At 59.1% G+C, this 12,561-nt stretch carries 11 protein-coding genes and 1 pseudogene; 5 read left to right on the forward strand and 7 right to left on the reverse strand.

Annotated features, from left to right (window positions below):
* Nucleotides 1–480 precede the first annotated feature (480 nt).
* Entirely contained in the window at nucleotides 481–1,893 is a 1,413-nt protein-coding gene (locus QW863_RS33150) for an AAA family ATPase (RefSeq protein ID WP_315712578.1), read from the forward strand.
* A gap of 52 nt (nucleotides 1,894–1,945) precedes the next feature.
* Nucleotides 1,946–2,824, forward strand: coding sequence for a DUF4435 domain-containing protein (locus tag QW863_RS33155; protein WP_315712580.1), 879 nt, complete (start codon nucleotides 1,946–1,948; stop codon nucleotides 2,822–2,824).
* 290 nt (nucleotides 2,825–3,114) lie between these two features.
* Here QW863_RS33155 and QW863_RS33160 read toward each other — a convergent pair whose 3' ends face one another.
* Entirely contained in the window at nucleotides 3,115–3,750 is a 636-nt protein-coding gene (locus QW863_RS33160) for a LysR substrate-binding domain-containing protein (protein ID WP_315744949.1), read from the reverse strand.
* Nucleotides 3,751–3,804: 54 nt separating this feature from the next.
* On the opposite strand from QW863_RS33160, the pseudogene QW863_RS33165 reads away from it, so the two are divergent.
* A pseudogene (locus tag QW863_RS33165) lies at nucleotides 3,805–4,434 on the forward strand (hopanoid biosynthesis-associated RND transporter HpnN); the annotation flags it as partial.
* Between the two features lie 295 nt (nucleotides 4,435–4,729).
* Here the strand turns inward: QW863_RS33165 and QW863_RS33170 are convergent.
* From QW863_RS33170 to QW863_RS33195, 6 genes are all read right to left on the reverse strand, one after another.
* Nucleotides 4,730–5,107: a GlcG/HbpS family heme-binding protein gene (locus QW863_RS33170; protein WP_409998346.1), complete on the reverse strand. Its 378-nt coding sequence runs from the start codon at nucleotides 5,105–5,107 to the stop codon at nucleotides 4,730–4,732.
* A gap of 73 nt (nucleotides 5,108–5,180) precedes the next feature.
* Entirely contained in the window at nucleotides 5,181–6,527 is a 1,347-nt protein-coding gene (locus QW863_RS33175; protein ID WP_315769843.1) for a cytochrome c, read from the reverse strand.
* The gene (locus QW863_RS33180; RefSeq protein WP_315769845.1) at nucleotides 6,518–8,689 is read right to left on the reverse strand and encodes a xanthine dehydrogenase family protein molybdopterin-binding subunit; all 2,172 of its coding nucleotides are present in this window, start codon (nucleotides 8,687–8,689) and stop codon (nucleotides 6,518–6,520) included. Before QW863_RS33180 ends, QW863_RS33175 begins: the two co-directional genes overlap by 10 nt.
* Before the next feature lie 8 nt (nucleotides 8,690–8,697).
* The gene (locus tag QW863_RS33185) at nucleotides 8,698–9,162 is read right to left on the reverse strand and encodes a (2Fe-2S)-binding protein (protein ID WP_315769847.1); all 465 of its coding nucleotides are present in this window, start codon (nucleotides 9,160–9,162) and stop codon (nucleotides 8,698–8,700) included.
* Nucleotides 9,163–9,225: 63 nt separating this feature from the next.
* On the reverse strand, nucleotides 9,226–9,513 hold the full coding sequence (locus tag QW863_RS33190) for a putative quinol monooxygenase (protein ID WP_315769848.1): 288 nt from the start codon (nucleotides 9,511–9,513) through the stop codon (nucleotides 9,226–9,228).
* A gap of 63 nt (nucleotides 9,514–9,576) precedes the next feature.
* Nucleotides 9,577–10,110: a hypothetical protein gene (locus QW863_RS33195; protein WP_315769849.1), complete on the reverse strand. Its 534-nt coding sequence runs from the start codon at nucleotides 10,108–10,110 to the stop codon at nucleotides 9,577–9,579.
* A gap of 603 nt (nucleotides 10,111–10,713) precedes the next feature.
* Between QW863_RS33195 and QW863_RS33200 the strand changes: the two genes are divergently transcribed.
* Together QW863_RS33200 and QW863_RS33205 are read left to right on the forward strand one after the other, a co-directional pair.
* Nucleotides 10,714–11,730 carry an aldo/keto reductase gene (locus QW863_RS33200; RefSeq protein ID WP_315769850.1) on the forward strand — a complete coding sequence of 339 codons (1,017 nt, stop codon included), beginning with the start codon at nucleotides 10,714–10,716 and terminating at the stop codon, nucleotides 11,728–11,730.
* A 318-nt stretch (nucleotides 11,731–12,048) separates the two neighbouring features.
* Entirely contained in the window at nucleotides 12,049–12,549 is a 501-nt protein-coding gene (locus tag QW863_RS33205; protein ID WP_315769851.1) for a DNA starvation/stationary phase protection protein, read from the forward strand.
* Nucleotides 12,550–12,561: the final 12 nt, after the last annotated feature.

The raw sequence follows: 12,561 nt of genomic DNA on the forward strand, positions 1-12,561 counted from the left end.
CTTGGCATCAGCACCGCGATGCCAGGACCACACCACTTCGCCGTCGCATCGCTCCGTTCGTCGGCGCGGGCTGTGACACCCGGCTGCGAAGCAACGCGCCCGTCGCATCTTCCGGCTCGACGCTCGTGACGATCGCGAAACGTCCCTCTTCAGCGAGCCGGGATGCGCGGAAATGTGGCGGTGATTTGCCCGACGGCGCAAGGGATAAGTCCGCGACAAACTGGCACGACGGGCAGTTGATGCATACGGGGCATGCGCGGATTGCCCGTCGGGTAGATCCCTCTGTTGAATGCGGCAGCAGGGGGGTCTCGACCGCCAGCGAGGAGCAGAAGTTTAGTGCACTGTCACCGTAATACATCGTCATTTGATCAGCGGAGACGCGGTCGCGCACGAAACGCGAGGACTAGCCCTTATCGCGGTTGTGAATACACCCGCAATGGGCTACTCTAAAGCAATTCTCAACCAAATAGGATTGCGTCAGTGCCAAACGACGCCTCTCCCGTCCTTCGTAGTTTTCGCCTTGTAGGGCTTCACAAGTACAAAACCATTCGTCTCGACTTCGAGAGTCAAGCAAAGATTGTTATCGCCGAAAATGGCGCAGGAAAGACAATCTTCCTTTCAGCACTCGATGCCTTTCTCAAGACAAATTTCGGCAAACTTGCCGATTTGGATTTTGAGAGAATCGAATGCGAACTTGCAGGTGCTTCAGGGCCATTAGTTCTCTATCGGACTCAACTGCCCACGATTCCGGAAGAAATTGAAACCGGCGTAAATGAACTAGCGCATTACGCCAACGTTCGCCCCACTGAGGTTCAAGACCTAATCCTTGACTACAAGGGAGCCGATATTCGCGAGATTCCAATTCTCAATCGCGCGTACATGAATTCGCCGTGGTCAATCCCCGAAATTCAAGAGCGTGTCAACGTTATTCATTCCGCGCTTTCTCGTACCCGGTCTCCAGAAATAAAAGAGCTCGTCTCCTCGATCAAAGATGCTCTCGGCCACACCGACGTCCTATATCTTCCAACTTATCGGCGAATTGAACTGGCGATACAGAAGCGACACAGCCGACGCTTGTCGGCAACGATTCCGCGCCCACGCTCTGCTCAAGGTCTATGGGAATCTTTCGAAACCACAATGGGCATTAACTACGGACTCGCAGATGTCGAAGCTCGACTACTTCAGTTGACCGAATTAATTCAACGCAGGTCAAATAGAGGTTATCGAGAAATAAGCGCGGCGATCATCGACGACTTGCTTGGCGGCCGCTTCCCTTCAGGTGACTGGCAGAGCGAATCACTTCCAACGATCGACTCACTCAGACTTTTCTTTTCACGAATTGAGCAATCAGCCAACGACGCCGAGCAGCGCCTTGACATCATAAATCAGCTCTACAGAAGTGGCGAGATAGGCGAGCAATCGCACCAGCCGCTACGATATTTCCTCGCCAGACTGTCAAAGGTAGTAAACCAGACAAAAGAATTGGAGTCAGATATCGAGAACTTCGTCAACAAGGCCAACGAATACCTCAGCATGTCGGGCGACAGAAAGAAACTGCGCTACGAACCAACACAAATGAAAGTCAAGGTTCTCAATGAATGGACCGGCAAGGACATCCAATTTGACGACCTATCCTCTGGTGAAAAGCAAGTAATCTCACTGTTCGCTCATCTATACCTCAGTCGAACAAAGAAGATTGTTCTGATCGATGAACCAGAACTCTCCCTATCGATTGATTGGCAAAAGCGTCTATTGCCGGATGTTATTCATTCTCCTACTTGCCGACAACTTCTAGCTATTACGCACTCCCCATTCGTTTTTGATAATGAGCTTGACGCCTACGCCAGCCCATTCAACGTCACGCGCGATATTTCCGGTAAAATGAGCAATTGAGATGTCACCTTCCTTAGTGGATGCCGCGCGGCAAAGCAGGAAGAGCCCTGCCGTGCTCAAGCTCCAAATTTTGAGCGTACGATCTCGCGAGAAAATCAAACCAATCTTCGTATTTGAAGGACCAGAGGATCTAGGCCCCTTTAGCGTCTGGATAGGACGGTGCGACGATTCTTTAGCCTTTGAACCGATACCGGCATCGGGAAAGGATCAAATCCTGCGGTTTAGGGACAACATAAAGCCTAACGAAGCATATCTAAAATCTGGCATATATTTCTTCGTCGACCGAGATTTCGATGACCTGAAGGGATACAACGCTGGTCCTGACCTCTTCTTGACGGACATGTACTCGATCGAGAACTATCTGGTTTCAGAACGAGTTTTAACAAGCATTCTGGTCGACGAATTCAAATGCGCAGGGGAGCGAATCGAAGCCGTCCTCCTCTGCTTCGGCCGAGTCCTGCAATGCTTCCATCTCTCGATGCGCGCAGCGAACTTGCGAATATTTGCCGCACGACGACTAGGAATCGGTGTGAGAAATAGCGGTCTGGAAAATCGAATTACCAAGTTTGTTGTCGTAGAGCTTGACGCAGTTAAACCGTTGATAAGCACTGCTGACCTTCTGGAGTTGATCCCTCTGGACCGTGAGCCGACGACAGAAGAGATGAAGGATTTAGAAAACGAGTTTGATAAGTTGGAACCATCAGCGCGATATCGAGGCAAGTTTATTCTTTCGTTCTTTCTACGATGGCTTGATCTTCTTGCGGAGGAACGCTGGCAGCCGAACAAATCGCTATTTGCAACCTCTTTGAGGTCGCATTTTTCGTCCCAGCAACTATCCAAGCGTTCGCTCGCGACGAGATCAGAGCTGCCGCATGGGCTGAGAACGTTCATCGAGCTAATCCGGCAAGACCTCGTTCAATCTCCTGGCTGAGAAGCAAAAAGACGACTGCGCACCAATCAATTCGGCCCACGTTCTTTAACCTACTCCCACTCGATTATCTTGCGTGGCACTAAAGCATTGATCTGTAATGCTTTTACCGACATGCCACATCGGGGCGCCGATGGCGAGACCGACGAATTCCTTTGGTCTTGATTCCACAGGAATATTTTGCGGGATCATGCCGAGCTTCTCTTCGTCAACTATCGGCTGCTTTTGCCGGCACAGCAACAAGTCGTTTGTTAGTTCCATACAGACCCGCGCATCTCAGCGCCTTGTTCTGCTCATGCCTTCCCAAGAGATTCTTCGATCTTCTCCAGCGCACAGCTCAGCCTTGGAGCAACATAATCCAGAAAGGCGCGGCGCAGGAGCAGTTGGACCGGCTGCGGCTGGTGCACGAGATTGACTGGCGTCGGACGATCGTCTTGACGGTACAGGATCTGCACCAGCCGGCCGTCGGCGATCGCCGGAGCGACCTGGTAGGACATCAGACACGCGACGCCGAGGCCGGCTGCTGCTGCCTCCACCACGGCGTCGGCCGTGTTGACCGAAAAGCGTGGCTTGATCGGCAACGTGCGCTCGTCGGCGCCAACGCCGAACGTCCAGCGCATATAGGTCTGCAGGCCTTCGAAGGCGATGCAATCATGATCACGCAGAGCCTCGAGGTCTTCGGGCTCGCCGCGGCGGACGAGGTAGTCCGGGCTGGCGATGAGTATCCAGCGCACATGCCCGACCTGACGGCTGATCAGTTGGCTGTCGGGCATGCGGCCGATGCGGACCGCGACGTCGACATGCGCGTCGACGATGTCGATGACGTGGTCCGACAGGATCAGCCGCACGCTGACCGACGGATAGGCGGCGAGGAACGCATGGACGAGCGGCGCGACATGAAGCTTGCCGAACTTGTTCGGCGCCGTCACCAGCAACTCGCCGCGCGGTTCGCGATACTCGCCGCTCGCCGCTCGCCGCTCACTCGGGTGCAGATTTCGCCTAGAGGCAATGCCAATGACCCCGACGTGCTGCGCGGCTTCGCTCGCGCCGTGCTGGCCGCTGCTCCTGCGGCCAGCGGCGCCGCGATCAACTACTATGAATCCAGCCGCATCGTCACCGGCGCCTTCGCCGAAACCGGAACCCTGGCACTGCTTGCGATCGCAGCTCTGCTCTATATCGCCTTGCGGCGGATCGGCGACGTGCTGCTCACGCTCGTTCCGCTGCTCGTCGCCGGTCTGCTTGCACTCGAAATCGTGGTGATCTGAGGGCTTCCAACCAACTTTGCAAACATTGTAGCGCTGCCGCTTCTTCTCGGAGTCGGCGTTGCCTTCAAGATCTACTACATCATGGCCTGGCGGGCGGGAAATACGCACCTGCTCCAATCGGCGTTGACCCAGGCCGTCGTGTTCAGCGCGCTGACAAATGCGGTTGCCTTCGGCAGCATGTGGGCCTCCGAATATCCGGGAATGTCGAGCATGGGTAAGCTGATGGCTCTCTCGCTCCTGTGTACCATGATGGCCGCGGTGTTGTTTTAGCCCGTGCTGATGGGCCAGCCGAGAGACGTGAAGCCATTCGCCCGTGAATGCCCGGAGGCGTCAGCTCCGGCCGAGTAAGGCGGTACGTGACCGCGAGCACCATCAGCATCGTGCTCGCGTTTCTCTCGTCGCCAGTCTGATCTACTTCGTCGGTCACATGTCCGGACGATTCAACGTCGACACCGTGATCAGCCTCGTCAGCGAGGATGTGCAGGCGATGATCGACTCGCTCACCCGCGACGGCACTCAACCTGCGCCACCCCCTCCGAGCTATTTGGCAACATGCCGGTCCCGATCAGCGATGCAAGATGCAGAGCCTTTCCGTGCCGCGGGGGATGGTCGGGTAATTGATCGGCTGAACATAGATGCCGTGCTACTTGAGGAGAAGATGGCTCCCTTTTTGCACTTCTCCGGATATTCGACCATCGAAGACGGCCGGAATGCCTCCGCCGGAGATAACGACCTTGCCGGCGTTGCTCGCCTGGATGCCGAACGGCGGCTTTCCCGGCTGGGCAAGATGCGCCCGTTCGGACTTCGGCTTGTCGAAAAGCCGCGCCGTGACGGCCTTGTTGATCGCAAGATCGATGCTTCCGCTCAGCGCGCCGTCCTGGCGCGTGAATGCCAGGAGATGGCCATCAGCATCAACGACGGCCATGTTGTAGAGAGTACCAAGGCTCTCGGCTCGGCCTCGGCAGCCGACAGCATTTGCTTCGCGTCTCGAATACGTCAGGCAGTCGTATGAGCACGGCATGACAGATCTCACATGCTGGAGCAGCTTCGATGGCTTACGCCCGGTCTTCGCCGGCCGCCCACGGAACGCGGCCCTAGTTCTGCGCCCTCAACTCGGCAATGTCCCTTGCGGTCAGCGACGAACCCTTCGCGCCGAAGCGGCCGGTCACGTAGTTGGCCACCGCGGCGATCTCATCGTCGGAGAACGCACGCCCGAATGACGGCATCGAGAGCGCGCTATCGACGGGAGTCAGGCGCCTTGTTCCGCTGATAACGATCTGAGCCACGTTCGTAGCGTTCGGGTCGTTGACGGCGGCACTCCCGGTCAACGTCGCGAACTTCGAGACTGCGCTCTCGCCACTCCAACCGTGGCAGCTCGCGCAGGCGCCTTCGAAGATCTTCTTGCCGAGGAGGCTCGCGGTGACGCCATCCTTGTGAGATGCCGGAGCAGGTACGGGCTTCGGCGAGGGACTCGACGAGGTCGCCGGCGGAACGCTCCGCAGGAACGTGACCACCGCCTCGATGTCGGCCTTGGCCATCTTGCTGAAAGAGTGATCGACGGCCTCGCCCATCGGACCCGATGCGGTGCCGCGTCCGGAGACGTGTCCGACACCGAGATAGGAAGCGATTTCGTCGTCGCTCCAGCCGCCGAGGCCGGTTGACTTGTCGGAAGATATATCCGTGGCCTGCCAGCCTGCGACCGGCGCCCCGGCGAACTTCTTCCGGTTATCGAGCGCAAACCCGATGTTGCGCGGCGTGTGGCATTCGCCGCAATGGGCCAGCGCTTCGGCCAGGTAGGCGCCCCGATTCCATTTCAGGGTCTGCGACACGTCGGGCCGGAAGCGCTCGTCGCGATTGAACACCAACGACCAGAAAGTCATGGCCCAACGCTGGCTGAACGGAAACAGCAACGTGTTCTCCGGCGGCACCGAGCGCACCGACGGCAGGCTGAAGAGATAGGCCTTGATCGCAAGCGCGTCTGCGTCCGTGACCAGAGTGTAAGACGTGTACGGCATGGCCGGGTAAAGTCGCGCGCCGTCGCGGCGTACGCCGCGATGCATCGCGTCGAGGAACTCCTGATCGGTGTACTTGCCGATGCCCGTCTCCGGATCCGGCGTGATGTTGGTCGAGTACATGGTGCCGAACGGAAGCTTGAACGCGAAGCCGCCAGCATATTTCTTGCCGCCCGGCGCAGTATGACAGACTACGCAGTCCGCTGCCTCAGTGAGATATTTGCCGCGCTCTATGAGGCTGGCCTGCCTCAACTCGGCAGGCACGCCCGTCGGATCGCCGTGCTCATAGTCAACCACTAGGACGTTCTTGCCGCCGCTGAAGGCCAGCGGACCGGGCCCGCGTACGTACCAGACGGCGCCGAGCGCAACGACGGCGCCCACAACGACAACGCCGGCTGCCCATTTCAAGAGTCCGGCTTTTACAACCATGATTTCTTCTCCGCGATCAAAGCCCGGTCGATCGGAAGACGGCGCAATGCGACACCCGTCGCCGCATAGATCGCGTTACGCAGCGCGGGAGGCCCTCCGACGACAGCGGCCTCACCGATCCCGCCCGGCGCCTCTCCGCTTTTTACCAGGTGGACGTCGATTTTCGGGGCCTGGTCGATGCGGAGCATTCGATAGTCATGGAAATTCGACTGCTGGACCCTGCCCTTCTCCAGAGTGATTTCGCCATACAGAGCGGCGGTCAGGCCGAAGATCATGCCCCCCTCGACCTGCGCAACGACCGTGTCCGGATTGACGGCGAGGCCGCAATCCACTGCGAGGGTCACCCGGCGAATGTAGACGTCCCCGCCGGTATCCACTTCGGCCTCGACGACGGTCGCGATCGACGTGTTGAAGGTCGGTTGTACGCTGACGCCGCGGCCGACGCGCGGCGGCAAAGGCTGGCCCCAGAGCGACTTTTCCGCCGCGAGATCCAGCACGTGCCGGATTCGCGGCGTCTTCCCGAGCATGTCGCGCCGGAACGCGACCGGGTCCTTATTCGCCTTCCGCGCCAATTCGTCCATGAAGCATTCGATCGCGAACACGTTGTTGTTCGGCCCCACCCCGCGCCAAAAGCCGGTCGGCACGGCGGCTGGTTCAACGCGGACGTACTCCACCTGAACATTCGGAATGTCGTAGGGCGTATCGACCGCGCTGTCGACGGCATCGATGTCAATGCCCTGATTGAAGGCCGGCGGCAGGAAGCGCGCAATCACCGACGAACCGGCGACGCGGTACTTCAGCGCGATGACCTTTTCGCCGGACATTCGCGCTGAAATGCTGTCGCGGTAGACGGGACGGTAGATGTCGTGTTGCACGTCCTCTTCGCGGGTCCACACGATCTTGACGGGTCCATCGACCTCGCCGCCGATCCGCACCGCGACGGCGATCATGTCAACTTCGAGCCTGCGCCCGAATCCGCCGCCGAGCAGATGCTGGTGGATCGTTACCATCTCTTCCGGAAGTCTGGTCGCTTTCGCCGCCACGGACCGGGCTCGGGCAATGATCTGCGTTCCCACCCAGATATCGCACGACGTCGGCGTGACGTGGACCGTGCAGTTGAGAGGCTCCATCGTCGCGTGCGCAAGGAACGGCATTTCGTACGAGGCATCGTACGTCTCGCCCAAATAGAGCACGTTGGTGACGTCTCCGACGGATTTTGCGACGACGCCCTCGCCCTCGCTCGCTGCACGGAGATGCTCCCATATGTCTTTGGAGCTGACGTTGGCGTTCGTGCCTTCGTCCCATGTGATGTCCAGAGCTTCGAGCCCTCGTTTGGCGGCCCACATATGATCTCCGACGACGGCGACGAGGTCGTCCAACGCAATGATTTGCTGTACACCAGCGATCTTCCTCGCGCCCTCGTCCTCGACCTTCACCACCTTGCCGCCGAAGACCGGGCACTGCGCCAAGGTCGCGAATTTCAAGCCGGGCATCATGGTGTCGATGCCGTAGATCGTCTTGCCATTGACCTTGTCCATGGTGTCGAGGCGCTTCAGTGGCTTGCCGATCAGGACGAAGTCCTTGGGGTCCTTGAGCGCAACGTCGCCGGGTACCGCAATCTTTTTCGCGGCATCCAGGAGGTCGCCATATGCCGTTTGTCGACCGCTTTCCTTGTGAACGACCGCTCCATTGATCGTGCTGCAGCTCTCCGGTGCGACGTGCCACTGGTCGGCGGCTGCCCTGACAAGAATGGCCCGTGTGGCGGCGCCGGCTTTCCGGAGAGGCGTCCAGAACGCGCGGACCGAGGTCGATCCGCCTGTCGCTTGGAGCCCGAGCAAAGGATTGGTATAGAGCTTCTCGTCCGGAGGAGCATGCTCCAATGCGACCTGGGACAGGTTCGCATCGAGTTCCTCCGCAAGGATTGTGGCAACGGCCGTGTATATGCCTTGACCCATTTCGACTTGCGGCATCATCAGCGTCACCTGGCCGGTCCCGTCGATCCGGATATAGGCGTTCGGGGCGAACGCTGCGCCGTCCGGCCCCTTCTGCACGGGCCCGGCGGCCCGGACCGGGAGATGGAAGGCGAAGACGAAGGCCGAAGCCAATGCGCCACCAAGAACGTGACGACGCGAGATGTCAGACAGTTCGATGGATCCGGTCATGAGGTCACCTAAGCCTTCTGAGCGGCCGCCGCCTGCTTGATGGCGGCACGGATGCGTACATAAGTGCCGCAGCGACAGATGTTGCCGGCCATGGCAGCGTCGATATCGGAATCGTCCGGATCCGGCGTCGACAGCAGGAGCGCCGCCGCCGACATGATCTGGCCGGACTGGCAGTAGCCGCACTGCACCACCTCAAGGTCGAGCCAGGCCTTCTGGACCCTGGCACCTATAAGCGTTGAGCCGATGCCCTCGATGGTGGTTATCGTTCGGCCTTGAACATTGCCGACGGGCAGCACGCAAGAGCGCACCGGCTTTCCGTCGACATGCACCGTGCAGGCGCCGCATTGCGCCATGCCGCATCCGAATTTAGTACCCGTGATGCCGAGTATGTCGCGCAACACCCACATCAGGGGCATTTCGGGTGGCGCTTCGAAGGACCTGTCCTCACCGTTGATGTTCAGCGTGGTTGCCATGTGAGCTCCTGCCGTTTTCTGAGGCGAGTTTGGTGCGATAAAGACGCGCCGGGCTTTGTCGCTTTATGAGACCACGTCCAAAGGATGCGACGTGACGGCGGTTCTCGTCGCGAGCTCGTCGATTCTTGATGCATACTCCCGAAAGTGGGGAGTTGCCCGATGGGCCTCTACCGAAGCAGCATCCTTGTAGAGCTCGTCGATGATGAAATTGGTCTTGTCGCTCTGATCCTGCCAGAGATCCCATCGAAGATTGCCCGGCTCCGACCGGCTATGGTTCGCCAGCTCCCGCAGCAGAGCGATCAGTTCGCTCGCCCTGCCAGGCTTAGCCTTCAATAGCGCCGTCGTTTTCATGTGAGAGGCCACTGATCCCTCCTGTCGGCCGGCCTTGTCTCGCGGCGGCAATCCGCCGTTCAGTCAGGCGGATGCGGCTACGCCGGACCTGTGCCGGGCCGTTGCCTTGTCGAGCGCCTTGACCAGCACCTCACCGACCCCATGATCGGAGCGTAGATTCTGGCCGGTGATGAGTTCACGATCGACGATCACGTGCGGCTCGAAATCGACGTTCGTCATAATTACGTCACCTTCCGCTGCGCTTGGCGCCTGGGGCATCGTGAAATACATCTTGCCGTGCAGGATTTCCTTTTCCACCCATGTCTCCTCGGAAGCGGAAAAGATCGTCATCAGGTATCCGGCGTAGGACCAGCCTCGGGCCTGCTCCTGCGCGTCTATACTGTCACCTTCCATCAGGGCTGCGCGAAGTTCTACCGGACGCGACATCGCCGAGACGAGCGCAATCGGATCATGGCAGAGAAGCGCCCTCGGTTTCGAACAATCGTGGAAATGTCGAAGTACCTCGCCCATCTGGGAGTCCTGCATCAGGTCGACCACCGGCGCCTGGTCGCCCGGCACGAAGACGCCCGCATAGCCGTCCCGTTCCTTCTCGATCACGGCACACAGGGGGCTGGATCTGGTTCATCGCAGGATCATTCATCCAGAACGCCCTGGCGCGGGCATAAGCGGCAGCATCGCCGCCTAAATGCGCGCCGGAGTCCGAGGCCTTGTCCATGTGAGGTTTGGTGCCGTCCGGTGCGGCGAGCTGAATATCATAACCGGCGCTCTGCAGGGCCATGCTCGGAACGACGGTCTCGTTCAGATAGTTTCCGGTCGGCCCCCATTTGCCGCCCTGGACTTCGATCTGGGTCGCATTGGATCCGACGACCAGCACCTTCGTCTTGCTCATGGTATCGCCCTTCCGTTCGTTCTTGAATTTGCCGCAGTAGCTCAAGTCGAGCACCATTGCCGTGGTTACACATAATCGGAAGCGGCAACAGGCGCCCGTAAAGAGATGTAAAACGTCGGCAGCGAAGGCGCCGCGCAGACAATTCGCCTTTCCGACTCGGAGCCCGTATTTTTCGGCGATCGATTTTTCTCGATTTACAAATCGCTATTCGTCTGTGGGGGCTCGGCGACATACAGTCGATGAACCGCGTTTGCAAATTGGCTCGGCGCCAAGACGGCGTCGCGCCGGCACCATCAACACCGGAGGTTCATATGCGAATCAGGGAAGCACTTCAGGCGGGGCCGCTAGGATTCGGCACCGCTCCGCTCGGCAACATGTATCGGGCCATTCCGGAGGATGAGGCGCTGGCGACAGTGGATGCAGCCTGGGACGCAGGCACCCGCTTCTTCGATACCGCACCATTCTACGGAGCGGGACTGGCGGAGATCCGTCTCGGCAAAGCGCTCTCCAAACGACCCCGCAGCGAGTACGTTCTCAGCTCGAAGGTCGGGCGGCTGATCCTCGACGAGGTCGAAGATCCGAGCGAGCGGGATTACGGCGAAAAGGGCGACATTTTTAAACACGGCCGTCTCAACAAGGTCGTTCCCGATTACTCGTACGACTGCACGATGAGGTCAATCGAGGACAGCCTTAGGCGCATGAATATCGGTCATATGGATTTCGTCTGGGTTCACGATATCGCCCAGGATTTCTACGGCGACGGATGGCTTGCGATGTTTGAAACCGCAAGAACGGGCGCCTTCCGGGCTCTTTCCAGACTGCGCGACGAAGGCGTTATCAAGGGCTGGGGTCTTGGCGTGAACAAAGTGGAGCCTGTGGAGCTCCTGCTCGGGCTCGCCGAGGCTGAGCCGGATGCCACCCTGCTGGCCGGCCGCTACACTCTCCTCGACCACGAGTTGGCGCTGCAGCGGCTGATGCCCACGGCGCAGCGCAGGAAGGTCGACATCGTGATCGGTGGTCCCTACAGCTCCGGCGTGCTCGCTGGCGGCCGTCACTTCGAATACGGTGCGGTGCCGCCTGCGATCGCGAACAAGGTCGAGAAAATCTCCGCGCTCTGCGCTGAATACGACATACCCATCAAAGCGGCGGCGCTCCACTTCTCTTTGGCGCACCCGGCGTCGGCCGCGGTCATCCCCGGAGCCAGCAAGCCCGAGCGTATCTTCGAAGATCACGCGGCGCTGAAGACCAGAGTCCCTGCCGAATTCTGGCGTGAACTTCGAAAGAGAGGCCTGGTTTCTGCGGAGGCGCCTCTGCCGATCGATCGATAAGCCTCGACGTCGGCGGCCGCGCTCCACACCTGTAAATCCGGCGGCATGCAATTTTTACACGATGTCACACCGATTTAATTGATACTGAGGATTTGTGGTTCTACCCTCGCCATCAGTTCAGAAATCTTGACGACTTTGGCTTTCAGAAAGTCCGGCGCCCCAAGCGCGCGTCCTTTCAAAGCCAAATGCCCTGCGGATGGCGGCGCGCCATGCGTAGGTCGGGGCGCAAGCCGCCCGAGCTCCTCCCCTTGGGGCGCCCCGATCGTCATTTTTCTCACATTCCGTCGCGGCTCGCCGCATGAACGTTTGGAGACGACAATGATTCCAGCCCGCATACCAACATCCGATTCCGCATCAGCCCCGGGACTGCGAAATACTACCTCAGCCGCCGACGCGCTCAACACAATCCTGGCGGACATGCTCGCGCTCTACTTCAAAACCAAGAATTTTCATTGGCACATGGCCGGCCCGCACTTTCGCGACTATCATCTGTTGCTTGACGAGCAGGCGACGGAAATCTTCTCGGTCGTCGACGACATCGCCGAGCGGCTTCGCAAGACGGGAAATACCACCCTGCGGTCGATTGGAGACATCGCTCGCCGGCAGACGATCAAGGACAATGACGCCGAATTCGTACCGGCAGCCGACATGCTCGCCGAACTCCGCGAAGACAATTTCGCGCTGGTTCGTGCGTTTCGGGAGGCGAAAGTGCTCGTCGATGAAGCCAGGGACAACGGTACTTCGGGACTGCTGGACGGCTGGACTGACCAGGCAGAGCGGCGAGCTTGGTTTCTCTTCGAAGCCTCAAGAACTGCCTGATGCTGGCAGCAA

The organism is Bradyrhizobium sp. SZCCHNR1017 (assembly GCF_032381375.1).
Classification (GTDB): Bacteria; Pseudomonadota; Alphaproteobacteria; order Rhizobiales; family Xanthobacteraceae; genus Bradyrhizobium.